This is a genomic window from Actinomadura miaoliensis (genome assembly GCF_039536785.1).
GTDB classification, from domain to species: domain Bacteria; phylum Actinomycetota; class Actinomycetes; order Streptosporangiales; family Streptosporangiaceae; genus Spirillospora; species Spirillospora miaoliensis.
Map to the genome: position 1 here is coordinate 140,459 of NZ_BAAAZG010000020.1, position 25,488 is coordinate 165,946.

Here is a 25,488-nt window from a genome sequence, read left to right on the forward strand (position 1 = left end):
TGGCGCACGCACTGACCGTCCGGCGCGTGGTCGATCTCATGCGGCTGGACAGCACTCTCTGTAGCTGATCCGGCCTCGGCTTCCCTCCCTCCTCCTCCCAGTTCTCTCCGCGAGCCCTGCCGCCGCATGCGCCCCGGCGTCCGCCCGGGCGCCCCGTCGGCCTGCTCGCACGACCCGTGAAGGGCCACGTCAGCCATGTCGAGATCCGTCCTGTCCACGTCCCCCGGCAAGAGCCCCCGCCATCGCCTGAGACCGTTCGCCCGCGCCGCCCTCGCCGCGCTGCTGGCCCTGCCGCTGGGCCTGGCCGCCGCGTGCGGCGGGTCGGCCAACGCCGGGGGAGGCGGCTCCGGCCCCGGCACGGTGATCAAACTCAAGGACCCCGGCAACGCGGGCGTGCTCGCCTACGCCAAGCGCGAGAAGATCCTGGACCAGCGGCTGAAGGCCGTCGGCGCGCGGGTGGAGTGGGGCGGCTCCTACGCCTCGTTCACCGCGACCATCGACGCGGTGCGGTCCGGATCGGTGAACGTTCTGGAAGGCGCGATCTCCCCTGCGGTCGGCTACCTCGCCAACGGCCGCGACTTGCGCATCTTCGCCGCGACCGACCGCGTCACCGACAAGGCCGCGCCGCAGGAGGACGGCCTGGTCGTCAAGCCGGACAGCCCCATCCGGTCCGTGCGCGACCTGGCCGGCAGGCGCGTCGCGGTCAACAAGGCCGGACGCGGCGAGTACCTGCTGCTGCTCGCGCTCAAGCAGGCGGGCGTCCCGGCCTCGCAGGTCCAGCGCGTCTACCTCAACCCGGTGCAGGGCGCGTCGGCGTTCGCCACCGGCAAGGTGGACGCCTGGTGGGCGATCGTCGACGCCTACCCCGAGGCCGTCGCCAAGGGCGCCCGGGTCCTGGTGCACGGCCGCGACCTGCCCGACCAGGACCTCAACATCTGGGCCGCCCGGACCGAGCTGCTCCAGGCGAACCCGCGCGCCGTGCAGACCTTCCTGGACGTGGTGCGCGAGCTGACCGAGCAGGAGAAGCGCACACCGGAGAAGTTCCAGAACGTCTTCCTCGACAAGGGCCCGACCGCCGTGTCCGGGACGCGGCTGAACGACGCGCTCGCCTCCGCCCGCCACCAGAACGTGCCGCGCCCCGTCACCGACGCCGACGGCGAGCACGTCGCGGCGGTCGCCGGCCTGTTCCGCGAGCAGGGCGTGCTGCCGGGCGAGATCCGCCCCGAGGACGTCCTGTTCAAGCTGGGGGCGCAGTGACCATGGAGAAGGTGGCCGCGCCCGCGCCACCGGACACCACGGAACTGCGCGAACCCGCCTGGCTGGGCCGGCGGCGACGCCGCCCGGCGGTGTCGCTGGCCGTCCGGCTGTCGGTTCCGCTGGCGCTGCTGGTCGCCTGGTGGTGGGGCTCGGGCAGCGGACGCATCCCCCCGGACGTGCTGACCGGCCCCGGCGAGGTGCTGTCCGCCCTCAAGGAGCTGGTCTCCACCGGGCAGCTCGCCGACTACGTCCTCGCCTCGGCGCGCCGCGCGGGCCTCGGCGTGCTGCTGGGCTGCGGCGCGGGGCTGCTGCTCGGCGTGGCCGCCGGCCTGTCGGCCCTCGCCGAGGAACTGATCGACCCGACCCTGCAGATGAAGCGGGCGGTGCCGTTCCTGGCGCTGGTGCCGCTGTTCATCTCCTGGTTCGGCGTCGGCGAGACGTTCAAGGTCGTGCTGATCGCGGTCGCCGCGTCCGCGCCCATGTACGCCTACACCTACCTCGGCGTGCGCAGCGTCGACCGCAAGGTGGTGGAGGCCGCCCGCGGCTTCGGGCTGCGCGGCCCCCGGCTGGCCGTGTCGGTCGTCATCCCGTCCGCGCTGCCGAGCGTGCTGATGGCGCTGCGGATCAGCCTGTCGGTGTCGCTCACCGGCCTGATCGCCGCCGAGCAGCTCGGCGCCACCGAGGGCGTCGGCTACCTGGTGACGCTCGCGCAGCAGTACTACCGCAACGACTACATGGTGCTGTGCATCCTGATCTACGCGCTGCTCGGGCTGCTCATCGACCTGGTGATCCGCGGCGCCGAACGGCTCGTCACGCCCTGGCGGGGGCAGGTGACGGCGCGATGAGCGGCCCCGGCGAGGTGGCCGTGCGCGTGCGCGGCCTGACCAAGAGGTTCGGCGCCGCCACCGTCCTGGACGGCGTCGACCTGGACGTGCGGCGCGGCGAGTTCGTCGCGCTGCTCGGCCCGAGCGGCACCGGGAAGACCACGTTGCTGCGCCTGCTGGCCGGGCTGGAACGGCCCGACGCGGGCACCGTGCTGACCGCGCCGCGCGTCACCACCGTCTACCAGGAACCCCGGCTGGTGGTGGCCAAGCGCGTGCTGGCCAACGTCACGCTCGGCCTGCCGCGCTCGGCGCGCGACAAGGGCCGCCGCGCGCTCGCCGAGGTCGGCCTGGCCGGACGAGAACGCGACTGGCCCGCCACCCTGTCCGGCGGCGAGGCGCAGCGGGTGGCGCTGGCCCGCGCGCTCGTGCGCGACCCGCGCGTGCTGCTGCTGGACGAGCCGTTCGCCGCCCTGGACGCCCTGACCCGCCTGCAGGCCCAGGACCTGGTGGCCGAGCTGTGCGCCCGGCACCGTCCGGCGGTCGTGCTGGTCACCCACGACGTGGACGAGGCGGTGCGGCTCGCCGACCGCGTCGCCGTGCTGCGCGACGGCGCGTTCGCCGTGGACCGTGCCATCGACCTGCCCCGTCCCCGCGACGCCCTGTCGGGCACGGCCGACCCGGCGGTGCTGGAGCACCGCCGCGAGCTGCTGACCCACCTGGGCGTCGCCCTGTCATCCCCATGAGGAGCCGCCGCATGCCCACGCATGCCAACGAACGTGACATCGACAAGATCTGGTTCACGCGCTGCCCGGTGCCCACCGCCAGCGGCCTGGCCCACCGGCACGGCTGGCTGGCCGAGGCGTTCGCGCCGTACGGGCTGGAGGTGGGCGTCCTGCAGGACGCCGGACCCGACCTGGCCCGCCACCACTTCGACCACGACCTGCCCGGGCTTTTCCGCGAGGGCGGCAACGTCCCGGCGCTGGCCGCCCGCGCCGAGGGCGCGCCGACCCGGCTGATCGGGCTGACCTGGATCGAGGAGTGGCAGTCGATCCTCGTGCGGCCCGGCTCGGGCGTCGACGGGCCGCGGGACCTGCGCGGCGCACGGGTCGCGCTGCCCGGCTGGGCGCGGACGAAGGCGCAGAGCTTCCCGCGCGCGATGGCGCTGCACGGCGTCAAGGGTGCGCTCGCCCAGGGCGGCCTCACCCTCGACGACGTGACGTTCGTCGAGGTCACCGCCGACATCTCGCCGTCGGTGGGACGCGACGCGCGCGAACGCCGCCTGTCGTGGCCCGGCCTGGACGAGCTGGCGCGCGGTGAGGTGGACGCCGTCTACGTCAAGGGCGCCCGCGCCGCCGAGCAGGCCGCCGAACTCGGCCTGGTCGTCGGCGTCGACCTGGACGCCCACCCCGACCCCGCAACCCGCGTCAACAACGGCACCCCGCGCCCGATCACCGTGCACGAGCGGCTGCTGGACGAGCGGCCCGAACTGGTGACCGCGTTCCTCGCCCAGACGCTGCGCGCGGCCGACTGGGCCGCCGCCAACCTGGACGGCGTCCGCGAGATCCTCGCCGGGGAGACCCGGTCGGGCCGGGCGGGCGTGCGCACCGCCTACCGCGACGGGTTCCACCGCACGCTGCGTCCCGACCTGTCACCCGAACGCCTCGACCTGCTCGTGCGGCAGAAGGACTTCCTGCTGCTGCACGGCTTCCTCGCCGCCGACGTGGACGTGCACGCGTGGGCCGCGCCCGAGCCGCTGCGCGAGGTCACCGAGAGGAGGGCGGCATGACGGCGCCCAGGTTCCTGCTCACGCTGCCGACGGTCGGCCCGTACGCCGACCCGGCGCCGCTGCCCTCGTTCGTCACCGACACCCGCCGGGACCGCTACGGGGCGTTCGACACGATCGCCGAGGTGGGCCGCGCCGCCGAGGTCACCGGCTTCGACGGCGTCGTCGCCCCCTTCGCGCACGACGCGGAGGAGGCGCTGGTCGTGGTGGCCGGGCTGCTGCGCGCCAACCGCTGGCTGCACGGCGTCGCCGGCTTCCACCCCGGCGTCGGCACCCCGGTGTACGCGGCGAAGCTGTCGGCCTCGCTGCAGCGGTTCACCGGGGACCGGTTCGGCTGGTGGCCGGTCGTCGACCTGGACCCGGTGACGGCACGCGCCCAGGGCGACTTCCTGGACGGCCCGGACCGGTACGCGCGCGCCGACGAGTTCCTGACGATCGCCAAGGGAGTGTGGGAGCACGAGGACTACACCTACGAGGGCCGGTTCTTCCAGGTGCTCGCGGGCGGCTTCCAGGGGCCGCTGGCGGGGCGGCGCTTCCCGCCCGTCCACCTGTCCGGCGCCTCGGAGGAGGCGCTCGACCTGTCGGCCAGGCACGCCGACGTGCACGTCTTCGACGTCACCGACGACGTCGACGCGCTCGTCGCCGACCTCGGCGCGCGCGCCGCCGAGCACGGCCGCACCGTCGCCTACGGGCTGCGGCTGACGGTCGTGGCGCGCGAGGACGAGGACGAGGCGCGCGCCGTCCGCGGCGTCCCCGAGCACGCGCTCGCCGGGTCGTTCGAGCAGGTCGCCGACGAGCTGCGCCGCTACGTCGACCGGGGCGTCGGCACCTTCGTGCTGGAGACCGAGCCGCACGTGGAGGAGACCTACCGGCTGGGGGAGCGGCTGCTGCCCCTGTTCGCACGGGAGCACGTGAAATGACCGGGGCGAGTGACTCGATCGACATCTACTGGCGCATCGGCACGCACGGCGACCAGCGGTCGCTGCGCCGCCGACTGGTGAGCCGGGGCGACTGGTCGCCGGTCGTGCCGGGCAGCATCACCCCCGGACTGCGCGGCGGCCGGCCCGACGGGTACAGCCACCTGGACCACATGGCCGACGTGGCGCGCGCCACCGAGCTGTCGGGGTTCGTCGGCGGGCTGCTGCCCTCCTTCCCGTTCACCGACGACCCGTGGGCGGCGGCCGCGAGCCTGGCCCGCGAGACCACCACCTACCGGTTCATGATCGCCTTCCAGCCGGGGTTCCTGCACCCGGTGCAGGCCGCGCGGATGTCGGCGAGCCTGCAGCGCGCCACCGGCGGACGCGTCGTCTACAACATCATCTCCGGCGGCGGCGGGCCCGCCCAGCTGTGGTGGGGCGACAAGGTCGGGCACGACGACCGCTACGCCCGCACCTCGGAGTTCCTGGACGTGCTCAAGGGCGTGTGGGACGGCGGCCCGTTCACCCACCACGGCCGCTTCTACCGGGTCGAGGGCGCGGGCCTGCCCGAACGCCTGGCCGGGCAGCCGTTCCCCGAGATCTACTTCTCCGGGTCGTCGCGGGCGGCGATCGAGGCCGCCGGGCGGCACGCCGACCACTACCTGTCGTGGCTGGAGCCGTTCCCCGCGCTGGCCGCCAAGTTCGACCAGGTCCGCGAGCACAGCGCCGCGATCGGCCGGTCCCCGCGGTTCGCCGTGCGCATCGACGTGCTGGCCCGCGAGACCGAGGACGAGGCGTGGGAGGAGATCCGGCGCGGCTGGCGGCACGTCGACCCCGAGCTGCTGCGGGGACCCGAGGCGAGCGGCGACTCGGTGGGCTGGCTGCGCGGCCAGTCGTTCATCGACTGGCCGGTGCGCGAGTACCGCGAGCTGGAGGCGAGCCCCAACGTGTGGGGCGGCTTCCACCTGCTGCGCGGCGGCCCGGCGTTCGGACTGGTCGGCAGCTACGCGCAGGTCGCCGCCCGGCTCGACGAGCTGATCGCGCTCGGCGTGGACGCGTTCATCCTCGCCGGGGTGCCGCACCTGGAGGAGGCCCACCGGGTCGGTGAACACGTGCTTCCGCTGCTGCGCGGCGGCCGTCCGGACGCCGGCGCGAACGCGTCCGTCCCCACTCTCGAAGCGAAAGGAATCTCCCGATGACCCGTGTCGGCTTCTTCCCCAACAACAACTCCCTGTGGGTGCTGCGGCACCGGGGCATCCTGGAGCGGTCGCTGCCGGACGTGGAGTGGGTGGACCTGCGGTCGCTGCCCGCCGGTGACCGTCCCGCCCCCACCGAGGGCCTGCCGTCCGCGCACGGCGACCACCTGTTCGACGGCGGCTACGACTTCATCGGCACCGGCTCCACCCCGCCGGTCACCGCGCAGGGCAAGGGCCACGACATCGTCTACGTGGCGATCTCCGGGCCGCGCGTGAACAACGGACGGCTCGTCGCGCTGGCGGACTCCGGCATCGCCTCCCCGGCCGACCTGGCCGGCAAGAGGGTCGCGCTCGGCCACGGCTCCTGGCAGACGACGCTGCTGCTGTTCGCGCTCGACCGGGCCGGGCTCACCTGGGCCGACATCGAGCCGGTGGAGGCCGGGCCCGAGGGCGCGCAGCTGCTGCTGGACGGCAAGGTCGACGCCTGGACCGGCTACTACCCGCGGCTGGCCGGGCTGGAGCGCGAGGCGGCGCTGCGGACGCTGATCGAGACCGACGGACTGTTCAGCCACCGCTCGCTGTGGTTCACCCGCCGCGACTTCGCCACCCGCCACCGCGACGAGCTGGCCGCGATCGTCGCCGCGCTGCAGGAGTCGGACGCCTGGGTCCGCGAGAACCCGCGCGAGGCCGCCCGGCTGTTCGCCGCCGACGACGGCGGCGACCTGGACGAGTGGGAGCACGCGCTGCGCAACCGCCCGTTCGGGCTGAACCCGGTGACCGAGGAGTTCGTCGCCGAGCAGCAGCGCGCCGCCGACCTGTTCCACGCCAGTGGGCTGCTCGACCGGAAGATCACTGTGGCGGACGCGGTGCTGCCGGAGCTGGCCGACCTGGTCACCGCCTCGGCGCGCTGACCGCCCGGCCCGCGGGGACGGGGGCGCGGCGCCCCCGTCCCCTCCCGCGAACGTCAGGAGCGGGAGTGGGCGCCGCCGCTACATCCGGACGGCGGCCATGCGCGGTGCCATGGTCGTGTGCCCTGACGCCGGGCGTGGCGGGTCAGGAGTTCCTGGACGACGTCCTGCGGCGTGCCGCGCGCCTGGGAGTGGAGGAACGGCGGCTGGGTCCCGGCCGGCGGCCGTCGGGCGACGGCGCCGCGACGGTGACGGTGACGGTGACGGGAACACCGGACGGCGGCCGGGCGCCGGTGATGCGCGCCAGTTCGTGGTCTCCGGGGCGGACGGTGGCGACGCGCGGGGTGATCCCGGCGGCGGCCATGAGGCGGTCCATGTCGCGGCGCTGGGCGGGCAGGACGAGGGTGACCACGGTTCCCGTCCTCCCGGCGCGGGCCGTACGGCCCCCGCGGTGCAGGTAGTCCTTGTGGTCGGCGGGCGGGTCGACATTGACCACCAGGTCGAGGTCGTCGATGTGGATGCCGCGGGCGGCCACGTTGGTGGCGACCAGCACGCTCACCCGCCCGTCGCGGAAGCCGCCGAGGGCGCGGTCGCGCTGGGACTGCGACTTGCCGCCGTGGAGCGCGGCGGCGTGCACCCCGGTCGACAGCAGCTTGCGGGTCAGCCGGTCGGCGGCGTGCTTCTTGGCGACGAACATGATGACCCGGCCCTCGCGGGCGGCGATGTGCGCGGTGGCGTCGTGCTTGTCGTCCTCGGTGACGTGCAGCAGGTGGTGCTCCATCGTGGTGACGGCGCCCGCCGGGGGGTCGACCGAGTGGACGACCGGGTCGTCGAGGAAGCGGCGGACCAGCCGGTCGACGTCGCGGTCGAGGGTCGCGGAGAACAGCATCCGCTGCCCGTCGGGCGCGACCTGGTCGAGCAGCGCGGTGACCTGGGGCAGGAACCCCATGTCGGCCATCTGGTCGGCCTCGTCCAGGACGGTGACGCGCACCCCGTCCAGCCGGCAGTCGCCACGGTCGATCAGGTCGGCGAGCCGCCCGGGGGTGGCGACCAGGATCTCCGTGCCCCGTCCGAGCGCGCTCGCCTGACGGGCCAGGGACAGGCCGCCGACGACGGTCGTCAGCCGCAGCCCCACGGCGCGGGCGTAGGGGGTGAGGGCGTCGGTGACCTGCTGCGCGAGTTCCCGCGTGGGGACGAGCACCAGTCCCAGCGGCCGCCGTGGCGCGGCCTGCCGTCCCGTGGTGCGGGCGAGCAGGGCCAGCCCGAAGGTCAGGGTCTTGCCGGAACCGGTCCGGCCGCGGCCGAGGACGTCCCGGCCGCGCAACGCGTCCGGCAGCGCGGCCGCCTGGATGGGGAACGGTTCGGTGACGCCCTGGCGCGTCAGCGTCGCGAGGAGCGCCGCCGGCATGTCCAGGTCCGCGAAGGAGGCGGCCGGCGGCAGGACCGGCGTGGCGCTCCGTGCGAGCGGGAGATCGAGCGGGAGATCGCCGTTCCCCTGCCGCCCGGTGGCGGGACGGCGGCGGCTGCGGCCGCGGAGACGCGCGGGCCGGGTGCGGGACGTGCGGGTGTCATGGGCCATGCGAAGGGCCTTCCTCGGTGTGGCACGTATCGAGGAACGCTCCGCCGCGCGGTGCGGTACGGCCGTAGGAGGCCGTGCGAAGAAGTCTCAAGAACGAACCAGGGATGGTGACGGACGGCCGCCGGTGGGCCCGTCGCGTCGGTGTGATGGGCGCCGCCCGCTCGGGCGGGTGTTCGGCGCGGTCGCCCGTGACGGTGGACGGGCAGCGTCGGCGACGGCGGGCGGTGCCGCGGCCGTGGGCCGCGGCACCGCGCCGCGCGTCGTCAGTGGGACGCAGAAGGGTCAGGCGGCGACGATGTTCTCGGCCTGCAGGCCCTTCTGGCCCTGGACGATGTCGAACGACACCTTCTGGCCTTCCTGAAGCTCACGGAAGCCCTGGGCCGCGATGTTGCTGAAGTGAGCGAAGACGTCGGCGCCGCCGCCGTCCTGCTCGATGAAACCGAAGCCCTTTTCGGCGTTGAACCACTTCACGGTGCCGGTGGCCATATGTGTCTCCTTCTGGGTCGGTCCGGGTCGCACACCTTGTGGACCCGGGTTCGCCGCGATGACCCCATCCGGAGGATCCAGAACAACAAAAATGCGCCTGTCCGAACCGGCAGGCGCACACAGAGTCTATGGGAACCGCAACTCAGGTCAGACTAGCACACGTTCGGGAGCATCGCACACCGTCCGGCCCCGGCGACCGCCGAGGCCGGACGGTATGTCCGAGTTGTCCCAGGAAATCGGCGCGTCCGCGTGCGTCAGGAGCCGGGGTAGGCGCCGCCGCCGTAGCGTTCGTCCAGCACGTCGTAATCGGGCGTGAAGCCCTTCTTGGGGATCTCGTCGGCGAACTCCACGTGCCGCGGCTTCTTGTACGAGGCGATCTCGGTGCGCACGTGCTCGATGATCTCGTCGGGGGTGGCGGCGGCGCCGTCCCGGAGCACCACGATGGCCTTGGGGGACTGGCCGAACCGGTCGTCCGGCACCCCGATCACGGCGGCGTCGGCGACGGCCGGATGGGTCTTGAGGGCGCGCTCCACCTCGGCGGGGTAGATGTTCTCGTTCGCCGACTTGATCATGCGCAGCCTGGGGCCGATGAAGGTGATGGTGCCGTCGGGCTCGCGCCGTCCCAGGTCGCCGGTGTGGTGCCAGCCGCCCGCCGTCTTGGCCGCGTTCAGCTCGGGGCGGTTCCAGTAGCCGGAGAACACGCTGTGGCCGCGCGCGCAGATCTCGCCGACCTCGCCCGGCGGGACCTCGGCGCCGGAGGCGTCCAGGATCCGCACCTGCGTGAGCGGCGACGGCCGGCCCGCCGCCCCCGTGCCGCCCATGCCGAGGCCGAGGAACGTCAGCATGCCGCCGACCTCGGTCTGCCCGTAGCCGCCCATCTTCGACGCGCACCAGGGGCTGTCGTCCACGGTGATCATGTCGTCCCACTCGGGGGAGTGCGAGACGAAGCGCAGCGAGGACAGGTCGAAGGTCCGGTCCTTGTTGGCCTGGACGAGCCCGTCGATCATCGGGCCGAACAGGAACGCCTGGGTGACCCGCTCGCGCTCGATCAGGCGGCAGACCTCCGCCGGCTCGTAGGCCGGGGTGAACACGACCGTGCCGCCGAGCTGGAAGGTGGCCAGCGTGAACATCATCGTGCCGACGTGGAACAGCGGCCCGCACGCCAGGAAGGTGAACCCGTCCTCCATCTGCCGGACGTGCAGCAGCGACATGCTGTGCGCGACCAGCGCGGCGTCGCTGAGCAGGGCGGCGTGGGGACGTCCGTCGAACGCGGCGGTGTAGAGCGCCAGGACGGGGGAGTCGGGGGACACGTCGGCGTCGGGGTCGATCGCGTCGCCCGCGGCGGCCCACGCCTCGTACTCGATCGCGCCGTCCGAGCCCGCCTCCCCGCCCGAGCGCACCCAGCGCGCGTCGAGCGTGACCTGCCCGCGCGCCTTCTCCACCGCCTCCGACTCCTCCCACACGACCACCGCCGGAGCCAGGTCGGTGAGCACGTGGGCGAGCTCGTCGGCGGACTGCCGCCAGTTGGCCGGGCAGAAGATCGCCCCGAGCCGGGAGCAGGCCAGCAGCAGCTCCAGCACGCGGAAGGAGTTCTGCCCCAGCCACAGCACGCGCCCGCCCGCCGTGACGCCCTCGGCGGCCAGCGCGCCCGCCAGGCGGTTCACCCGCGCGTCCAGCTCGGGCCAGGTCAGCCGCACGTCGCCGTCGACCACGGCGGTGCCGAGCGGCCGGCCCCGCCGGTGCTCGCCGAGAACGTCCCCGAGTGTGAGCCGGTGTACGACGGACATCGCGCCTCCTGGATGTGACGGAAACCGGGGGTGGTGGCGGGGAGGTGCCGTGGCTCGGTCGCTCGCTCAGCGGAAGGCGGGCATGACCTCCGCGGCGAAGAACTTCAGGACCTTCTTCATCTCCTCGACGGGCATCGGCCGCGTCGAGCCGAAGTCGCACATCAGGTGGGAGTAGCCCATCTCCTGGATCATCTTGATCTGGCCGATGACCCGCTCGGGGTCACCGATCACCTCCAGCTGCTCCCAGCGGAACTCGTTGTCGACCGAGCCGCCCTTGAGGTAGCGGTTCTGGTAGTACTCGAAGCCCTTGGCGGCCTCGCCGGTGCGCGGGTCGATGGGGGCGCTCTGCACGTTGAAGATGCGCGAGCGGTCGAAGGCGGCCTCGAAGCGGGCCTGGTCCTCGCGGGCCTGCTCGATGGTCGGCGCCACGTACACGATGCGGCTGGCCACCAGCTCGGCGCCCGCGGTGTCCACGTCGTTGGCGGCGGCGACGGCGTGCCAGGTCTCGGCCGCCTTGGCGATCTTGCGGAACGGGGCGGCGGGGTCGGCCAGGATCGGCAGGCCGCGGGCGGCGTAGATCTCCACGGTCTCGGGGCTGATCGCCGCCACGTGCAGCGGCGGGTGCGGCTTCTGCAGCGGACGCGGTGTCAGTGTCAGCGGACGGCCGGTGCCGTAGTAGCGGCCCTTGTACTCGTAGCCGTCCTGCGTCCAGAGACCGACCATCATGTCGAGGCACTCGTTGAAGCGGTCCCGGGCCTCGCCCAGGTCGAGCCCGAAGTTCTCGAACTCGACGCTCTGGTAGCCGCGGCCCACCCCGAGGTCCAGGCGCCCGCCCGACAGCAGGTCCACCATCGCGGCCTCCTCGGCCACGTGGATCGGGTTGTGCAGGGGCAGCACGACGATGCCGGTGCCCAGCCGCAGCCGTTCGGTGCGGGCCGCCAGGTGGGCCAGCATGGTGAAGATGTTGGGCACCACCCCGTAGTCCCGGAAGTGGTGCTCGGCGACCCACACCCCGTCGAAGCCGAGCTCCTCCAGAAGCTCGATCACCTCGATCTGGTAGTCGTACACCTCGCGCGCGCTCTGGCCCGCGTTCTGGTGGAACAGGTGGAAGGTCGAGAACTTCATCGGGCGGTCGGCCACGTCTACGGCTCCTTCTTCACCGGGCCCGGCGCGTGCGCGGGGGCGCCCCCGGCGTCCGCCGGGTCGGGACAACGCCGGTCCCATCATTACGTACCAAGCGCTCGCTTGGGAAGCCTAGCAGGCAAAACCACGGCCGGGCGGGCGCCGCCGCCGGCATGGCGCGGCGGCGTCCCCGCCCCGGCGTGCTGATCAGGGACGTTGCGGCAGCCCGGCGGCGCCGGGCAGCGGCTCCTCGGGCGCGGGCACCGGCCGGGGCCGGCCGAACTCCAGCGTCAGCAGCGCCGCCGCCAGCCAGGCGATGTCCCACCAGGACCGGAAGACGATGCTGCGCGGCCGGTACGCGGGCCGGAACTTGCGGTCGAACAGGTACAGCGACTCCACCGCGATCCACGGGTCGAGCAGGTGCAGCGCCCGGTACCCGGCGCGCTCGGCCAGGCCGCGCTCCTCGGCCTCCAGCAGCTCGCGGAACGCCGCGAAGTTCAGCGACACCGTCGCCACGCCGTGCCGCCGCGCGTACTCGACGACCTCGACGATCAGCCGCTCGTTGACGCCGTTGGGCCCGCCCGGCGCCCGCCGCATCGCGTCCAGGCTGATCCCCGACCCGGCGACCACGTACCGCTGGAACGCGATCGGCTCCCCGGCGCCGTCGTGGGCGACGGCGATCAGCGCGCCGGCGTGGTAGCCGGTCAGCAGCTCGTCCAGGTTCATGGAGAAACCGCGCTCGGACGCCCCGCCCAGCGAGCGCGCCGCGACCTGCCCGAGCGCCTCGCGCAGCTCGGGCGCCAGCTCGCCCTCGCGCAGGATCCGCACGGTCACGCCCGCGTTGTGGGTGCGCCGGACGGCCTGCCGGACGTTGCGCATCCGCCGCCCCTCCAGGCCGAACCCGTCCGTGCGGATGATCACCTCGTCGCCGAAGCCGAACGAGCGCAGCGGCGCCCACAGCGGCAGCAGCTCGGCGCCCGCGCCCAGCACGGCGGGCCGCCAGCCGGCGCGGCGGCACATCTCCAGGAACCGCGCGACGGCGGCCTCGTGCGACGCGGGATCGCCCACCGGGTCGCCGCCCGCCACCGCGACGCCGAACAGCACGCGGTAGCCGATCGCGGCCCGGCCGTCCGGGCTGAACACGTACGACTTGTCGCGGCGCAGCGCGAACGGGGCCAGGGTGTCGGACGCCGGGTGCGCGACGAGCCGGGCGACGCGGCGCCGCTCGTCCTCGGCCCCGGGCGGCGGCGCCGGATCGGCCGCCAGCAACGTGATCACGATGAGCAGCAGCCCCGCCCCGCCGGTCAGGCCCAGCACCCCCGGCAGCCACGACGCCCCGTCCAGCGGCGCGCCCATGGCGCCGAGGCCGAACGCCACGTCATGGCCCACCGACCGGACCGACACCCCGCCGACCAGAACCGCCGCGGCCGCCGAGGCGACCACCAGCACCGCGCCGGTGCGCACCGCCGCGCGCACCCGCTCGGGATGCGGCCGGACGGGGAAGCCGTCGCGCAGCCGCCACAGCACCGCCGCGGCCGCGGCGAGCAGCGGCAGCCGCCAGAGCGGGTCCTGGCCCGCCAGCACGGCGAGCACGCCCATCGCCACCAGGGTCAGCAGGCCGTACCAGGCGGCGCGGCGGCGCAGCAGCACGCCGCGCGCCAGCAGGGCGACGGCCGCGGCCAGCACCAGCGCGTGCGGCGGCGCCAGCGGGTTGCCCGTCACCAGCACCGACAGCGTGACGACGGCGGACGGGGCGTTGCCCAGCGCGGGCACCGCGAGCAGTACGGCGACGGCCGCGGTGACCGCCGCCGACGCCCGCAGGGACGCCTCCGGCCGGGTGCGTTCCACGATCGACACCTCCGCCGAACCGCAACCATGATCTTCGGGAACTCATTCCCCGGTTCGGTCGTTCATCCCTGTTCACCTATCATCGCCGGAGGCGATGATCCCCTGGAGCCGGTTGCGATGAGAAGGCTGCTGATCGTCCACCACACGCCGTCGCCGACCCTGCAGGCCATGTACGAGGCGGTGCGGGCGGGCGCGGGCACCGACCAGGTCGCGGGCGTGGAGGCGGTGGCCCGCCCGGCGCTGACCTGCACGGCCGTGGACGTCCTGGAGGCCGACGGCTACCTGCTGGGCACCCCGGTCAACCTCGGGTACCTGTCCGGCGCGCTCAAGCACTTCTTCGACACCGTCTACTACCCCTGCCTGGAGGCCACCGTCCGCCGTCCGTTCGGGGCGTACCTGCACGGCAACAACGACGCCACCGGCGCCCTGCGCGCCCTGGAGGCGATCACGACGGGCCTGAGGTGGCGGGCGGTGCGCCCGCCGGTGGTGGTGACGGGCGAGCCCGGCAAGGCCGACCTGGAGGAGTGCTGGGAGCTGGGCGCCATGGTCGCCGCCGAGCTGGGCGAGGTCTGAGCGCACACGGGACGCTAACGTGGCGCGCATGAGCGGATTCCGTCACGTGGTGATGTTCGGCTGGGTGGACGGCACGACCACCCAGCAGCAGCAGGAGGTCGCGGACCGGCTGCTGGAACTGCCGGGGATCATCCCCGAGATCCAGGCGTACAGCGTGGGCGCCGACGCGGGCGTCAACCCCGGCAACCACGACTTCGTGGTGGTGGCCGACTTCGCCGACAGGGACGGCTACGTGGCCTACCGCGACCATCCCGCGCACCGCGCCGTCGTCGACCAGTACATCAAGCCGCTCGTCGCGCGGCGCGCCGCCGTCCAGTACGAGCTGCGGTAACCGAGCAAGCGCTTGTCTAGTCAGCCGGTTCGGGTTAGCGTCGCCTCATAGGGCCGCGCGCATCCAGGGGCGCGCGGGCCGCTGGGACGCCGCCCGCCGGGGACGGATCGCGCCCCGTCTCCGGCGGTCGGCATCCGTGCGCGGAGGGACGGGCGGTGACCGGCGGACAGGGTTTCTCCGGCAAGGCGGCGATCTCCGGGATCGGCATGACCGCGCTGTCGCGCGCGTCCGGCCGCACCGAGCTGGAGCTGGCCGCCGAGGCGTGCCGCGCCGCCCTGGCCGACGCGGGCGTCGACCGTCCCGACGCGATCCTGTGCTACCACCTGGGCGACTCGGCGCCCGTGCTGTACCTGGCCCGCGCGCTGGGGATGTCCGAGGTCGGCTGGCACAACGAGATCTACGGCGGCGGCACGCAGAGCGCCTCGATCCTCGCCGACGCCGCCATGCTCGTCGACGCCGGCCTGGCCGGGACCGTCCTGATCTACCGGGCCCTCAACGGCCGTTCCGGCAGGCGCATGAACGCCCTCGGCCTCAAGCTCGGCGAGGGCGCCGAGGAGCAGTTCACGCATCCGTACGGCATGGCGGGCCCGGTGCACCAGTTCGCGCTCGCCGGGCAGCGCTACCTGCACGACACCGGCCTGACCGAGGAGCACACCCACGCCGTCGTCGACCAGTCCCGCGCGCACGCCGCCCGCAACCCCCGCGCCATGCGCCGCGACCGCGTCGACCTGCCCGCCTACCTGGACAGCCCCATGGTCGCCTCGCCGCTGCGCCGCCTGGACTGCTGCCAGGAGACCGACGGGGCGTGCGCGCTGGTCGTCACCCGCGCCGACCGCGCCCCCGACGCGCCGCGCGTGCACGCCGTCGTCCGCGGCGGCGGGCCCGGCGCGTCCGCCATGGACAAGGCCGAGGACGTCACGCGCGTGTTCTCCGCCTATCTGGCCGGGCCCCTGTACGAGGCCGCGGGCATGAAACCCGACCACATCGACGTGGCCCTGCTCTACGACGCCTACAGCTGGCTCGTCCCGCGCCAGCTCGAGGACTTCGGCCTGGCCGCCCGTGACGACCTGGGGGCCGTCCTGCGCTCGCGGGAGATCGCCTGGGACGGGCGGGTGCCGGTCAACCCGCACGGCGGGCTGCTGTCGGAGGGGTACGTGCACGGCCTGAACAACGTCGCCGAGGCCGTCCGGCAACTGCGCGGCACGGGCGTCAACCAGGTCGCGGACGCCGCCGTCGCGCTCGTCACCGGATTCGGCGGCGGCTACGGAAGCGCGGCCGTCCTCACGCGCCCGGGAGGATAGGGCGGGGACAGGGGGTCAGCCGATGGACAGGGCGCTGAGGATGGCCTCGCGGAGCTGCTGCGGTGTCGGGGCCTCCAGCAGGCGGGGACCGCCGCGCAGCGCGACCATCGCCCACCAGGAACCGGTGGCCTCGCCGTACCAGACGCGGACGCCGGGGAACTGCTCCTGCAGGCCGCGGACCATCGCGGCCCGGAACTCCGCCTCGGGCGGCTCGCCGTGGTCGGCGGCACCCCGTTGAGCCGTCATCGTGCCCCTTTCCCCCCGGTCCACCCATATGGATAGCAGCGTCCCGTCGGCGCGGAGCGTCACTCTGACCAGGCAATATGCGATCGTTACCACGATATGCGGGCAGGAGAGTGGACGAGACGCCGACACTCCGTTTCGGTGCTTTCACCGCCCGATGGACTCTCCATGGGGTAAGGGGCGAACCCGCCCGGCAGGCAACGGAAAACCCGGGCGCCGGCGGGCGCCCGGGCTCTGTGCGGCCGGTGTCTCAGTGGGTGTTGATGCCGTCGAACATGACCTTGAGGTAGTGCTCGGACAGCCCGGCGGCGTCGAGGCGGCCGCCGGGGCGGAACCAGCGGACCGCCACCCAGATCGTGTCGCGGATCATCCGGTAGGTGAGCTTGGGGTCGATGTCGGCGCGGAACAGGCCCTGCTCCTGGCCCGCCCGGATGGTGTCGACCCACATCTTCTCGACCTCGTCCTCGGACTTGGTCAGGTAGTCCAAGCGGTCCTTGAGGTAGTTCCAGTCGTTCTGCATCACCGTGATGGCGGCGCGGTGCGGCTCCAGCGTGCCGAACGCGATGCGCACCAGCCCGGCGATGGTCTCCCGGGGATCGCGCCCCTCCTCGATGACGGACCGGTAGGACGACATCACCTCGTCGAAGAACCCCGAGAGGATCTCGTCGACGATCGACTCCTTGGAGTTGAAGTGGTGGTAGAGGCTGCCGGACAGGATCCCGGCCTCCTTGGCGATGTCGCGTACCGTGGTGGCCTGGTAGCCCTTCTCGGCGAACAGTTCGGCCGCGAGCCTGATCAGGTGCTCACGCCGCTCCGAGGCCAGCGCGGGCGAACCGCGGCCGCGGCGGCGGGTGGCGCCCTCACCGGTGGTGCGGGCTTTGGGTCGTCCTGAATTGGTGCTCGTGGTCGTCACCCTCTCATTATGCCGCTCGCGCCCAACCGCTTGTTCAAGTCGCCTGTCACCACCAGGTTAACGCCGCGCACCAAGCGCTTGGTGATCCTTTCCGGTCCGGACCGGGCCGTAGGCTCGGACGCATGGCCGATGTGATCGTGTTCGACCTGTACGGAGTGATCGCCCGAACCCAGAGCCCCGAGGCGATCCGGCGGATCGAGAAGGTGGCCGGGGTGTCCGGCGAGTCCGCCACCGCCTTCTGGGAGGCGTACTGGGAGTGCCGTCCTCCCTACGACGCCGGCCAGGACGGCGCGGCCTACTGGGCGGCGGTGGCGGACCGGCTCGGCACTCGCTTCCCCGACGTCCCCGGCCTGGTCGAGGCCGATCTCGACAGCTGGGTCGACGTCGACGAGGCCATGGTCGAACTGGTCGTGGAACTGGCCGACCGGGGCCGCACCCTCGGCCTGCTGTCCAACATCATCGACGAGCTGGTGCCGCGCTTCGAGGCCCGGCACGGCGACTGGCTGTCGCGCTTTGCCGCGCTGACCTACTCCTGCCGCATCGGCGTGGCCAAGCCCGACCCGCGCGCGTACCTGATCTGCGCCGAGCGGCTGGGCGTCGCCCCAGGTGAGGTGCTCTTCTTCGACGACCGGGAGGGCAACGTCGTCGCCGCGCGGGAGGTCGGCATGCGCGCCGAGGTGTTCCGCTCGCCCGCCCAGGTCCGGGAGCTGGTGTAGTTCTTGCCCTTCTCCGACGTCGTCACCAGGCTGCGGGCCGCCGGCTGCGTCTTCGCCGAGGACGAGGCGCGCATGCTCCTCGCCGCCGCCCGCACCCCCGCCGAACTGGACGCCATGGTCGTCCGGCGCGCCGACGGCATGCCCCTGGAGCACGTGGTCGGCTGGGCGGAGTTCTGCGGGCTGCGCGTCGCCGTCGACCCCGGCGTGTTCGTCCCGCGCCGCCGCACCGAGTTCCTGGCCCGGCGGGCGGCCGCCCTCGTCCCGCCGGGCGGCGTCGCCGTCGACCTGTGCTGCGGCTCGGGCGCGGTGGGCGCCGTGCTGGCCGCGTCCGCCGGCCGCCTCGACCTGCACGCCGCCGACATCGACCCGGCCGCGGTGGCCTGCGCCCGCCGCAACCTCGCCGCCGCGCACGTGTACGAGGGGGACCTGTTCGACCCGCTGCCGTCCGCGCTGCGGGGCCGGGTGGACGTGCTGGTCGCCAACGTGCCGTACGTCCCCAGCGGCGAGGTCGCCCTCCTGCCGCCCGAGGCCCGCGACCACGAGCCGCGGACGGCCCTCGACGGAGGCGCGGACGGCCTGCGGGTCGCCCGGCGCGTCATCGCGGAGGCGCCGTCGTGGCTGGCGCCCGGCGGCCACCTGCTGTTCGAGACCAGCCGGCGCCAGCTCCCGGACGCCCTGCGGGCCGCCGCCGAGCACGGCCTGCGACCGGAGCCGGCCGCCTGCGACGACCTGGACGCCACCATCGTCGTCGCCGCCCTCGCCTGAGCGGTCACCGGGGCGGCGGCGGTAGCTCGCCCCCCGCCTCGCCGCCCGCCTCGGCCGCCTCGGCGAGACGGCTGCGCAGCGTGCGGACGAGCTCCTCGCTGTGCTCGGTGAGCCGTTCGATGGCCGGGATCGCCAGGTCGTCGCGGACGGTGTCGGCCAGCAGCTCGTCGTACTCGTGCGCCTTGGCGGCCAGCGTCTCCAGGTGGCGGTGCGCGCGCAGCGCCTCGTCGGCGGCGCGGGTGCGCTCGGCGTAGCGCTCCAGCGCCTCCACGCGGCGCGTCACGGCCGCCACGGAGACGTCCAGCTTCTCGCGCAGCGGACGCAGCGCCGCCTCCACCTCCGGCAGCCCGGCCGACTCGGAGACCTCGCGCTGCTCGCCGCGCAGCCGGGACTGCCGCGCCAGCACCTGCGCGATCTCCCATTCCTGGCGGGGCAGGGTGACGGCGTTGTCCAGCGCGTCGAGCAGCCCCTCCTGGTTGACCTCCGAGTCGCGCACCGCGTCGACGGCGGCCTGCACGCGGGCCAGCAGCGCGCGGCCCTCCTCGTCGAAGTCCTCGGGGGTCAGGTACCGGTCGCGGCGGCGGGCCAGCTCGCGGGCGCGCCGCAGGTCCAGCGAGAACGCGGGGGAGCCGAGCGCGACCAGCATGGCCAGCATCGCCAGCCCCAGCAGCCACAGCGACCCCAGCACGGGCGAGCCGACCAGGCCGACGCCGAGCACGGTCAGCGGGGCCAGCCACATCAGCGGCCGCTGCCGGGCGACGATGCGGTCCAGCTCGGCGCGCAGCGACGGGTCGGCCACCGGGCGCACGTCGGCCGCGCCCCCTTCACCGTCCTCGCCGCGCGGCGGAGCGATCTTGCGCCAGTACGTCCCGACGTGGGTCTCGAACGCGAAGTCGGTGGGCGCGATCTCGATCTCGGTGGGGCCCGCGGGCAGCGGCCAGGACCCGACCGGCTCGCCCCCGCCCGGTCCGGTGAACCGCACCCACCAGCCGCCCTTGCCGTCCTCGCACCGGTAGCGTCCGGGCGCCACGTCGATGCCGACGAAGAACGTTCCGATTCCCGGTATGGAATTGCTCCAGGCACCACTGGTCACCGGCGACCTCCGAGCCGACCTCTCCGCCGTGTTCCCTCGTTCCCTCCTACGAGGCGCGCCCCGCGGACGTTCCCCTGCACCCGTGCATACGTCCGGCGGGACGATACGGGTTGCTTTACCCAGAACCGGCCGGGGGAAGTCCCGGACGGGCCATGCTCTTGGCACCGGGCGGGGAATGGAATACTCCAGGCGTGCGACCTTCCACCGACCCGTTCGACGAGCCCCCGTGGGCGATGCAGCTGGTGGCGCGCGCCGAGAAGGCGTCACCGCCCGCCCACGGCGCGGTGTGCGCGGCCGCCGCGACCGCGGTCGCGACGCTGCTCACCGATCCGCGGGCGGCCGACCCGGAGGGGGAGTGGCACCCGTTCGTGGCCCGCTGGGAGGCGGGCCGCATCCGCAAGGTGACGCGGCGGGCGCGCGGGGCGCGGTGGTCGGACGTGCAGCGGCTCCCCGGGGTGACCGTGGACGTCCAGGGCGCGCAGGTGCGGGCGTTCGTGCCCGGTGCCGTCGACGAGGTGCCGCCCGAGATCGCCAAGCTGCAGGTCGCCGGCCTGGACCTGCCCGACGAGGACGAGCCCAAGCCGCCGCCCGAACCCCCGTACGCGGCGATCGCGCTGAACCCGGACGTGACGATGAGCACCGGCAAGGCCGCGGCGCAGAGCGGGCACGCCGCGCACCTGCTGCTGCGTCAGGCGCCCCCGCCGCAGGCGCACGCGTGGATCGAGGGCGGCCTGCGGGTGTACGTCATCAGGGACGTGCCCTGGCGGCGGTGCGTCGAGCACGCGACGGTGGCGGTGCGGGACGCGGCGTTCACCGAGGTCCCGCCCGGCACGATGACCGCCATCGGCTGGATCGTCACCTGACCCAGGTGCCTGCCTAGGCGGGCGGCTGTTGCTGCTGCTGCCGCTGCCGCTCGAGGCGCTGCTGCCAGCGGTTCAGCGCCTCCAGCGCCAGCTCCTGGGTGCGGGTGAGTCCGCTCGGCCGCAGATCCGAGTCCGGCGAGCCGGAACCCGAATCGGAACCCGAATCGGAATTCGCGTCGGAACCCGCGCCGGCGCCCGCCACCGGGCGCTCTCCCGGGCGCCGCACGGCGCCGCGGCCGACCCGCGCCCGCACGCTCAGCGCATACGACAGGAACAGCAGGAACGCGAACCCGGCCAGGTACAGGGTGTGCTCCAGGAGGCCGCCCCAGCGGCCCTTGACCACGTCCACCACGGCGAACAGGGCGAAACCGGCCGCCCAGCCGGTGAGCGCGGGCAGCAGCCACACGTCCCGCCGCCGGACGAGACCGGCCACGGTGAGCAGCACGAGCAGCAGTTCGACGACCTTGACCAGCACCAGTGCCGGGGCGGCCGGGCCGGAGCCGAGGTAGTCGGCCAGCTCGGCGCGGCGGTCATCCCAGGAGATCAGCGCGGTGAGCAGTCCGGTCGCCCCGTAGGCGATGACGAACACGCCGATCGGGTAGTGGAAGCGGTGCCAGTTTCCGGTGCCGGGAGCGCGGCCGGTCCGGCCCGGCAGCGGCAGGTCGGGCCTGGTGAGCTTCGCGGAACCCTGCGTCATCGGTCTCCTGCCTTCCGCATGCGTGTCCTACGCGCAAGATATCCCGGATCGCCTGCCATGGGGGCCGGATGGCCGCGCTGACCTGCTCGAAGTGCTTGCGTCCGTCCCGGTGACGCGTAAGGCTGGCCTCGTCGGGCCGCGCGGAGTCCATGGCGGGGCGCGGGGGCGCCCCAGGTTGGAGAAGCGAGATGACGCCTGACGAGATGGCGCCTGACACGGGAACGGCCGCGTTGTCCGCAACGCGGATCGACTATCTGGAGAAGCTCGGCGACGAGCTGCGGCGGCGGGGAATGCGCGCGCGGCTCACCGTCCCGCGCGACGGTTCGCCCAGCCTGCACGTGATGAATCCGGCCGCATCCGTTCTCACGGAGAACATCCTGGTGGAGGACGGCGCGGACGGGTGGTGGTACTGGTGGTCGTGGGCGGAGCGCATCGCGGCCGCCGACGACGTCACCGCCGCGGCCGCCCGCGTCGCGGCGGTCCTGGCCGCGGACTGACCCCGCGCGCCGCATGACGGACGAGACGGCGTGATCATGCAGCCGCCGGCAACCGGGCCTGCATGATCACGCTTTCGGCATGCCCTCCCCCCGCCGCCGCCCGCGGCCTCCGGCCGGGCGAATGTTGAGGCGGGAAACATTCGACTCACGCTGCGGTGATGTGCCGCCGCATGCCCGGCGGGACCGGGCAGGTGGCGGGCACCCAGGTTGATCTCGTGTTACGGGATTGTTACCGGCTCCAACAAATTAGGTGGCGGCAGTGTCTTGGCGTTCCCCGGGGGCGCGACATATGTTGCGGGGCACAACATACGCGTGGTTCGTGATCCCGGTCACGGTGCCGCGCGCGTTCCCACCCCGTCAACCCCCGGCCGCGCCGGCGCGGCCGACCCCCGAGAAAGGACCCGTGCAGATGCGCAAGGGGATCCTCAGCCTCACCGCCGTTTCGGTGGCGGCGGCGCTCACGCTCACCGCGTGCGGGGACGACTCCGGCGAGACCTCGTCCGAGTCGTCCAAGGGCAAGATCGGCGTGATCCTCCCGGACACCAAGTCGTCGGTCCGTTACGAGAGCTTCGACCGGCCGTACCTGGAGCAGGCGTTCAAGGCGGCCGGGGTGCAGTACGACATCCAGAACGCCGAGGGCGACACCCAGCGGTTCCAGACCATCGCCGACCAGATGATCACCAACGGCGTCACCGTGCTGGTGGTGGACGGCATCGACTCCAACTCCGCCGCGGCCGTGCAGCGCAAGGCGCAGCAGCAGGGCGTCAAGACGATCGACTACGACCGGCTCACCCTGGGCGGCGTCGCCGACTACTACGTCTCGTTCGACAACGTCAAGGTCGGCGAGGAGCTCGGCAAGGGCCTGCAGAAGTGCCTCGGCGACAAGAACGCCAACATCGTCTACCTCAACGGCGCGGCCACCGACAACAACGCCACGCTCTTCGCCCAGGGCGCGCACAGCGTGCTCGACAAGGTCTCCACCTACAAGAAGGTCGCCGAGCAGGCGGTGCCGAACTGGGACAACCAGCAGGCCGCCACGATCTTCGAGCAGATGTGGACGCAGCAGAACGGCAAGATCGACGGCGTGCTGGCCGCCAACGACGGGGTCGGCAACGCGGCCATCTCGATCCTGAAGAAGAACTCCGAGGCGGGCAAGGTGCCGGTGACCGGCCAGGACGCCACCCTGGAGGGGCTGCAGAACATCCTGGACGGCAACCAGTGCATGACGGTCTACAAGCCGGTCAAGCAGGAGGCCGACGCGGCGGCCAAGCTGGCGGTCGCGCTGCTGAAGGGTGAGAAGGCCGAGACCACCGGCACGGTGAACGACCCGCAGGGCAAGCGCGACGTGCCCTCGGTGCTGCTCAACCCGATCGCGGTGTACAAGGAGAACGTCAAGCAGGTCGTGGACGACGGGTTCGTCAAGAAGGAAGACCTCTGCAAGGGCGAGTACGCCGCCAAGTGCAAGGACGCCGGCATCCAGTGACCCCCGTGGCGGGCCCCTCCGCTGGGGGCGCGCGCTCCTCCCGCGCCGTGCTGCGCCGCGCGCGCCCGGGGCCCGCCGCGGGCCACCCGCTCCCGAAGGGAAACACGTGGCAGACAACGGTGAACCCGTACTCCGCCTGACCGGGGTCAACAAGAGCTTCGGTCCCGTCCACGTCCTGCACGACGTGGACTTCGCCGTGCACCGCGGCGAGGTGATGGCCCTGGTCGGCGACAACGGCGCGGGCAAGTCCACCCTGATCAAGAGCATCGCCGGTATCCACCCGATCGACTCGGGGCGGATCGAGTTCGAGGGCCGGCCGGTGCAGATCGGCGGCCCCCGCGACGCCGCGGCGCTCGGCATCGAGGTCGTCTACCAGGACCTGGCCCTCGCCGACAATCTGGACATCGTGCAGAACATGTTCCTCGGCCGGGAACGGCGCCGGGGCATCGTGCTCGACGAGGACTCGATGGAGGAGGCGGCGCGTGAGACGCTGGCCCGGCTGTCGGTCCGCACCGTCAAGTCCGTCCGGCAGCAGGTGGCCAGCCTGTCCGGCGGGCAGCGGCAGACCGTCGCGATCGCCAAGGCCGCGCTGTGGGAGTCGAAGGTGGTCATCCTGGACGAGCCCACCGCGGCGCTCGGCGTGGCGCAGACCCGGCAGGTGCTCGATCTGGTGCGCCGGCTGGCCGACACCGGCCACGCCGTCGTGCTGATCTCGCACAACATGAACGACGTGTTCGAGGTGGCGGACCGGATCACCGCCCTCTACCTGGGCCGGGTGGCCGCCGAGGTGCGGCGCGCCGACGTCACCCACGCCCAGGTCGTCGAACTGATCACCGCGGGCCGGTCCGGCGACCTGGGGCTCGCCCCGGCGACCGCGGCCGAGACCATCTAAGGAAAACCGCGATGTCCACCGAAATGTCAAAGGGCGCCGCCGCGGCGACGCTGGCGGACTCCGACTTCGCCGTCGACCGCAGGACGCACGACGTGCGGTCGGCCGCGCTCGACTACTGGGGCCGGGTGCGCTCGGGCGACCTCGGCGCACTCCCGGCGATCCTCGGACTGGTCGGGCTGGTGGTGCTGTTCACCGCGCTGCGCCCCGAGACCTTCCTGAGCGAGCGCAACATCGCCAACCTGTTCGTCCAGGCGCTGCCGGTGACGATCCTGGCGATGGGCCTGGTGTTCGTGCTGCTGCTCGGCGAGATCGACCTGTCGGCCGGGGTCGCCAGCGGCGTGTGCTCCGCGGTGATGGCCAAGCTCATCGTCGACGCCGGGCAGCCGTGGTACGTGGCGGTGCTGGCGGCGGTGGCCGCCGGCATCGTGATCGGCACCGCCATCGGCTGGCTGGTGGCGGTGATCCGGATACCGTCGTTCGTGGTGACGCTCGCGCTGTTCCTCGGCCTGCAGGGCATCACGCTGCGGCTGATCGGCGAGGGCGGCACGGTGCCGGTGCGCGACGACGTGATCGTCGCGCTGGCCAACAAGAACATGCCGGTCTGGCTGGGCTGGGTGCTGGCGCTGGTCTGCGCCGTCGGCTACGCCGCGATCCAGCTGCGGCGCTGGCAGCAGCAGCGGGCGCGCGAGCTGGCGGGCCGTCCGCTGGAACTGGTGGTCGCCCAGTCCGCGGTGGTCGCGGCGGCGCTGCTGTTCGGCACCTACCTGCTCAGCCTGGACCGGGCGCCCAGCCCGCTGATCACGCTGGCGGGCATCCCGTGGGGCGTGCCGCTGGTGGGCGTGCTGCTGATCGTGTGCACGTTCGTGCTCGCCCGCACCGCCTACGGGCGGCACATCTACGCCGTCGGCGGCAACGCCGAGGCCGCCCGCCGCGCCGGGATCAACGTGACCCGCATCCGCATGTCCGTGTTCATGATCTGCTCGGGCCTGGCGGCGCTCAGCGGGATCGTGGCCGCGTCCCGGCTGAACTCGGTCACCCCCGACGCGGGCGCGGGCAACACGCTGCTGCTCGGCGTGGGCGCCGCGGTGATCGGCGGGACGAGCCTGTTCGGCGGGCGGGGCAAGGCCCGCGACGCGGTGCTGGGCGGCCTGGTCGTGGCCACCATCGCCAACGGCCTCGGCCTGCTGGGCGCCAAGGCGTACGCCAACTACCTCATCACCGGGTCGGTGCTGCTGCTGGCCGCCAGCATCGACGCGCTGGCCCGGCGGCGGCGGGCGGCGACGGGGCGGTGAACCTGCCCGCCCTGTCCGGATGGTTCCCGCGCGGCAGGGGCGGCGACCGAGCCGGGGACCCGGCCCGTACCGGGTCCCCGGCGGGCGGGGCCGCGTGGGCCGGTCCCGCTCAGCCCGCCGGC

General features: G+C 73.5%; 26 protein-coding genes. 17 read left to right on the plus strand and 9 right to left on the minus strand.

All coding sequences use genetic code 11. The features are described 5' to 3' along the window. Nucleotides 1–195: 195 nt before the first annotated feature. The 7 genes from ABD811_RS17570 to ABD811_RS17600 are packed head-to-tail and all read left to right on the plus strand — an operon-like array spanning nucleotide 196 to nucleotide 6,888. Nucleotides 196–1,257, plus strand: a complete 1,062-nt coding sequence (locus ABD811_RS17570) for an NrtA/SsuA/CpmA family ABC transporter substrate-binding protein (protein ID WP_344948367.1) — start codon at nucleotides 196–198, stop codon at nucleotides 1,255–1,257. Nucleotides 1,258–1,259: 2 nt separating this feature from the next. Then, nucleotides 1,260–2,102, plus strand: a complete 843-nt coding sequence (locus tag ABD811_RS17575) for an ABC transporter permease (protein ID WP_344948505.1) — start codon at nucleotides 1,260–1,262, stop codon at nucleotides 2,100–2,102. After that, nucleotides 2,099–2,824, plus strand: a complete 726-nt coding sequence (locus ABD811_RS17580; RefSeq protein ID WP_344948370.1) for an ABC transporter ATP-binding protein — start codon at nucleotides 2,099–2,101, stop codon at nucleotides 2,822–2,824. Before ABD811_RS17575 ends, ABD811_RS17580 begins: the two co-directional genes overlap by 4 nt. Before the next feature lie 11 nt (nucleotides 2,825–2,835). Continuing rightward, nucleotides 2,836–3,867, plus strand: coding sequence for an ABC transporter substrate-binding protein (locus ABD811_RS17585; RefSeq protein ID WP_344948372.1), 1,032 nt, complete (start codon nucleotides 2,836–2,838; stop codon nucleotides 3,865–3,867). Next, the gene (locus ABD811_RS17590; RefSeq protein ID WP_344948375.1) at nucleotides 3,864–4,784 is read left to right on the plus strand and encodes an LLM class flavin-dependent oxidoreductase; all 921 of its coding nucleotides are present in this window, start codon (nucleotides 3,864–3,866) and stop codon (nucleotides 4,782–4,784) included. The genes ABD811_RS17585 and ABD811_RS17590 overlap by 4 nt, the downstream gene beginning before the upstream one ends. Next, complete coding sequence (locus tag ABD811_RS17595) at nucleotides 4,781–5,980, plus strand: LLM class flavin-dependent oxidoreductase (RefSeq protein ID WP_344948377.1); 1,200 nt, start codon at nucleotides 4,781–4,783, stop codon at nucleotides 5,978–5,980. The genes ABD811_RS17590 and ABD811_RS17595 overlap by 4 nt, the downstream gene beginning before the upstream one ends. Further along, entirely contained in the window at nucleotides 5,977–6,888 is a 912-nt protein-coding gene (locus ABD811_RS17600) for an ABC transporter substrate-binding protein (protein ID WP_344948380.1), read from the plus strand. The genes ABD811_RS17595 and ABD811_RS17600 overlap by 4 nt, the downstream gene beginning before the upstream one ends. A 142-nt stretch (nucleotides 6,889–7,030) precedes the next feature. Here ABD811_RS17600 and ABD811_RS17605 read toward each other — a convergent pair whose 3' ends face one another. The 5 genes from ABD811_RS17605 to ABD811_RS17625 form a co-directional block, all read right to left on the minus strand. Continuing rightward, the gene (locus ABD811_RS17605) at nucleotides 7,031–8,464 is read right to left on the minus strand and encodes a DEAD/DEAH box helicase (RefSeq protein ID WP_344948382.1); all 1,434 of its coding nucleotides are present in this window, start codon (nucleotides 8,462–8,464) and stop codon (nucleotides 7,031–7,033) included. A gap of 282 nt (nucleotides 8,465–8,746) precedes the next feature. Beyond that, a complete protein-coding gene (locus tag ABD811_RS17610) occupies nucleotides 8,747–8,950 on the minus strand; it encodes a cold-shock protein (RefSeq protein ID WP_344948385.1) in 204 nt (67 codons plus the stop codon). A 254-nt stretch (nucleotides 8,951–9,204) separates the two neighbouring features. Beyond that, nucleotides 9,205–10,737 carry an AMP-binding protein gene (locus ABD811_RS17615; protein WP_344948388.1) on the minus strand — a complete coding sequence of 511 codons (1,533 nt, stop codon included), beginning with the start codon at nucleotides 10,735–10,737 and terminating at the stop codon, nucleotides 9,205–9,207. A gap of 66 nt (nucleotides 10,738–10,803) precedes the next feature. Next, nucleotides 10,804–11,862: an LLM class flavin-dependent oxidoreductase gene (locus tag ABD811_RS17620; protein ID WP_344948508.1), complete on the minus strand. Its 1,059-nt coding sequence runs from the start codon at nucleotides 11,860–11,862 to the stop codon at nucleotides 10,804–10,806. 204 nt (nucleotides 11,863–12,066) lie between these two features. Then, the gene (locus tag ABD811_RS17625) at nucleotides 12,067–13,707 is read right to left on the minus strand and encodes a bifunctional lysylphosphatidylglycerol flippase/synthetase MprF (protein ID WP_344948390.1); all 1,641 of its coding nucleotides are present in this window, start codon (nucleotides 13,705–13,707) and stop codon (nucleotides 12,067–12,069) included. Between the two features lie 117 nt (nucleotides 13,708–13,824). On the opposite strand from ABD811_RS17625, the gene ABD811_RS17630 reads away from it, so the two are divergent. From ABD811_RS17630 to ABD811_RS17640, 3 genes are all read left to right on the plus strand, one after another. Then, nucleotides 13,825–14,280, plus strand: coding sequence for a flavodoxin family protein (locus ABD811_RS17630; protein ID WP_344948393.1), 456 nt, complete (start codon nucleotides 13,825–13,827; stop codon nucleotides 14,278–14,280). A gap of 28 nt (nucleotides 14,281–14,308) precedes the next feature. After that, complete coding sequence (locus ABD811_RS17635) at nucleotides 14,309–14,611, plus strand: Dabb family protein (protein WP_344948396.1); 303 nt, start codon at nucleotides 14,309–14,311, stop codon at nucleotides 14,609–14,611. Between the two features lie 155 nt (nucleotides 14,612–14,766). After that, complete coding sequence (locus ABD811_RS17640) at nucleotides 14,767–15,912, plus strand: thiolase C-terminal domain-containing protein (RefSeq protein WP_344948398.1); 1,146 nt, start codon at nucleotides 14,767–14,769, stop codon at nucleotides 15,910–15,912. 15 nt (nucleotides 15,913–15,927) lie between these two features. On the opposite strand, the gene ABD811_RS17645 is transcribed toward ABD811_RS17640, so the two are convergent. Both ABD811_RS17645 and ABD811_RS17650 read right to left on the minus strand, forming a co-directional pair. Next, nucleotides 15,928–16,158 (minus strand): hypothetical protein, encoded by a 231-nt coding sequence (locus tag ABD811_RS17645; RefSeq protein ID WP_344948401.1) that lies wholly within the window; start codon nucleotides 16,156–16,158, stop codon nucleotides 15,928–15,930. 247 nt (nucleotides 16,159–16,405) lie between these two features. After that, on the minus strand, nucleotides 16,406–17,068 hold the full coding sequence (locus ABD811_RS17650) for a TetR/AcrR family transcriptional regulator (protein ID WP_344948404.1): 663 nt from the start codon (nucleotides 17,066–17,068) through the stop codon (nucleotides 16,406–16,408). Between the two features lie 122 nt (nucleotides 17,069–17,190). Here ABD811_RS17650 and ABD811_RS17655 point away from each other — a divergent pair, with 122 nt between their 5' ends. Together ABD811_RS17655 and ABD811_RS17660 are read left to right on the plus strand one after the other, a co-directional pair. After that, nucleotides 17,191–17,784 (plus strand): HAD family hydrolase, encoded by a 594-nt coding sequence (locus ABD811_RS17655; RefSeq protein WP_344948407.1) that lies wholly within the window; start codon nucleotides 17,191–17,193, stop codon nucleotides 17,782–17,784. 3 nt (nucleotides 17,785–17,787) lie between these two features. Further along, nucleotides 17,788–18,549: a putative protein N(5)-glutamine methyltransferase gene (locus ABD811_RS17660; protein ID WP_344948410.1), complete on the plus strand. Its 762-nt coding sequence runs from the start codon at nucleotides 17,788–17,790 to the stop codon at nucleotides 18,547–18,549. Between the two features lie 4 nt (nucleotides 18,550–18,553). On the opposite strand, the gene ABD811_RS17665 is transcribed toward ABD811_RS17660, so the two are convergent. Continuing rightward, entirely contained in the window at nucleotides 18,554–19,642 is a 1,089-nt protein-coding gene (locus tag ABD811_RS17665; protein WP_344948413.1) for an Rv1352/Rv1906c domain-containing protein, read from the minus strand. 191 nt (nucleotides 19,643–19,833) lie between these two features. Here ABD811_RS17665 and ABD811_RS17670 point away from each other — a divergent pair, with 191 nt between their 5' ends. After that, nucleotides 19,834–20,505 carry a hypothetical protein gene (locus ABD811_RS17670; protein ID WP_344948416.1) on the plus strand — a complete coding sequence of 224 codons (672 nt, stop codon included), beginning with the start codon at nucleotides 19,834–19,836 and terminating at the stop codon, nucleotides 20,503–20,505. 13 nt (nucleotides 20,506–20,518) lie between these two features. Here the strand turns inward: ABD811_RS17670 and ABD811_RS17675 are convergent, their stop codons facing one another. Beyond that, complete coding sequence (locus ABD811_RS17675; protein WP_344948419.1) at nucleotides 20,519–21,202, minus strand: hypothetical protein; 684 nt, start codon at nucleotides 21,200–21,202, stop codon at nucleotides 20,519–20,521. A 188-nt stretch (nucleotides 21,203–21,390) separates the two neighbouring features. Between ABD811_RS17675 and ABD811_RS17680 the strand changes: the two genes are divergently transcribed. The 4 genes from ABD811_RS17680 (at nucleotide 21,391) to ABD811_RS17695 (ending at nucleotide 25,366) form a co-directional block, all read left to right on the plus strand. Beyond that, complete coding sequence (locus ABD811_RS17680) at nucleotides 21,391–21,699, plus strand: hypothetical protein (RefSeq protein WP_344948422.1); 309 nt, start codon at nucleotides 21,391–21,393, stop codon at nucleotides 21,697–21,699. A gap of 409 nt (nucleotides 21,700–22,108) precedes the next feature. Continuing rightward, complete coding sequence (locus ABD811_RS17685) at nucleotides 22,109–23,182, plus strand: sugar ABC transporter substrate-binding protein (protein WP_344948425.1); 1,074 nt, start codon at nucleotides 22,109–22,111, stop codon at nucleotides 23,180–23,182. A gap of 106 nt (nucleotides 23,183–23,288) precedes the next feature. Continuing rightward, nucleotides 23,289–24,074 carry an ATP-binding cassette domain-containing protein gene (locus tag ABD811_RS17690; RefSeq protein WP_344948428.1) on the plus strand — a complete coding sequence of 262 codons (786 nt, stop codon included), beginning with the start codon at nucleotides 23,289–23,291 and terminating at the stop codon, nucleotides 24,072–24,074. A gap of 11 nt (nucleotides 24,075–24,085) precedes the next feature. Further along, nucleotides 24,086–25,366 (plus strand): sugar ABC transporter permease, encoded by a 1,281-nt coding sequence (locus tag ABD811_RS17695; protein ID WP_344948431.1) that lies wholly within the window; start codon nucleotides 24,086–24,088, stop codon nucleotides 25,364–25,366. Nucleotides 25,367–25,488 lie beyond the last annotated feature (122 nt).

What these genes read in the sequence shown, in the direction of transcription:
- ABD811_RS17585 (WP_344948372.1), top strand. Translation starts at nt 2,836, where the DNA reads ATGCCCACGCATGCCAACGAACGTGACATCGACAAGATCTGGTTCACG.
- ABD811_RS17600 (WP_344948380.1), top strand. Translation starts at nt 5,977, where the DNA reads ATGACCCGTGTCGGCTTCTTCCCCAACAACAACTCCCTGTGGGTGCTG.
- ABD811_RS17695 (WP_344948431.1), top strand. Translation starts at nt 24,086, where the DNA reads ATGTCCACCGAAATGTCAAAGGGCGCCGCCGCGGCGACGCTGGCGGAC.
- ABD811_RS17675 (WP_344948419.1), bottom strand. Translation starts at nt 21,202, where the DNA reads ATGACGCAGGGTTCCGCGAAGCTCACCAGGCCCGACCTGCCGCTGCCG.
- ABD811_RS17595 (WP_344948377.1), top strand. Translation starts at nt 4,781, where the DNA reads ATGACCGGGGCGAGTGACTCGATCGACATCTACTGGCGCATCGGCACG.
- ABD811_RS17575 (WP_344948505.1), top strand. Translation starts at nt 1,260, where the DNA reads ATGGAGAAGGTGGCCGCGCCCGCGCCACCGGACACCACGGAACTGCGC.
- ABD811_RS17685 (WP_344948425.1), top strand. Translation starts at nt 22,109, where the DNA reads ATGCGCAAGGGGATCCTCAGCCTCACCGCCGTTTCGGTGGCGGCGGCG.
- ABD811_RS17615 (WP_344948388.1), bottom strand. Translation starts at nt 10,737, where the DNA reads ATGTCCGTCGTACACCGGCTCACACTCGGGGACGTTCTCGGCGAGCAC.
- ABD811_RS17630 (WP_344948393.1), top strand. Translation starts at nt 13,825, where the DNA reads ATGAGAAGGCTGCTGATCGTCCACCACACGCCGTCGCCGACCCTGCAG.
- ABD811_RS17580 (WP_344948370.1), top strand. Translation starts at nt 2,099, where the DNA reads ATGAGCGGCCCCGGCGAGGTGGCCGTGCGCGTGCGCGGCCTGACCAAG.
- ABD811_RS17605 (WP_344948382.1), bottom strand. Translation starts at nt 8,464, where the DNA reads ATGGCCCATGACACCCGCACGTCCCGCACCCGGCCCGCGCGTCTCCGC.
- ABD811_RS17635 (WP_344948396.1), top strand. Translation starts at nt 14,309, where the DNA reads ATGAGCGGATTCCGTCACGTGGTGATGTTCGGCTGGGTGGACGGCACG.
- ABD811_RS17610 (WP_344948385.1), bottom strand. Translation starts at nt 8,950, where the DNA reads ATGGCCACCGGCACCGTGAAGTGGTTCAACGCCGAAAAGGGCTTCGGT.
- ABD811_RS17655 (WP_344948407.1), top strand. Translation starts at nt 17,191, where the DNA reads ATGGCCGATGTGATCGTGTTCGACCTGTACGGAGTGATCGCCCGAACC.
- ABD811_RS17645 (WP_344948401.1), bottom strand. Translation starts at nt 16,158, where the DNA reads ATGACGGCTCAACGGGGTGCCGCCGACCACGGCGAGCCGCCCGAGGCG.
- ABD811_RS17570 (WP_344948367.1), top strand. Translation starts at nt 196, where the DNA reads ATGTCGAGATCCGTCCTGTCCACGTCCCCCGGCAAGAGCCCCCGCCAT.
- ABD811_RS17680 (WP_344948422.1), top strand. Translation starts at nt 21,391, where the DNA reads ATGACGCCTGACGAGATGGCGCCTGACACGGGAACGGCCGCGTTGTCC.
- ABD811_RS17590 (WP_344948375.1), top strand. Translation starts at nt 3,864, where the DNA reads ATGACGGCGCCCAGGTTCCTGCTCACGCTGCCGACGGTCGGCCCGTAC.
- ABD811_RS17620 (WP_344948508.1), bottom strand. Translation starts at nt 11,862, where the DNA reads ATGAAGTTCTCGACCTTCCACCTGTTCCACCAGAACGCGGGCCAGAGC.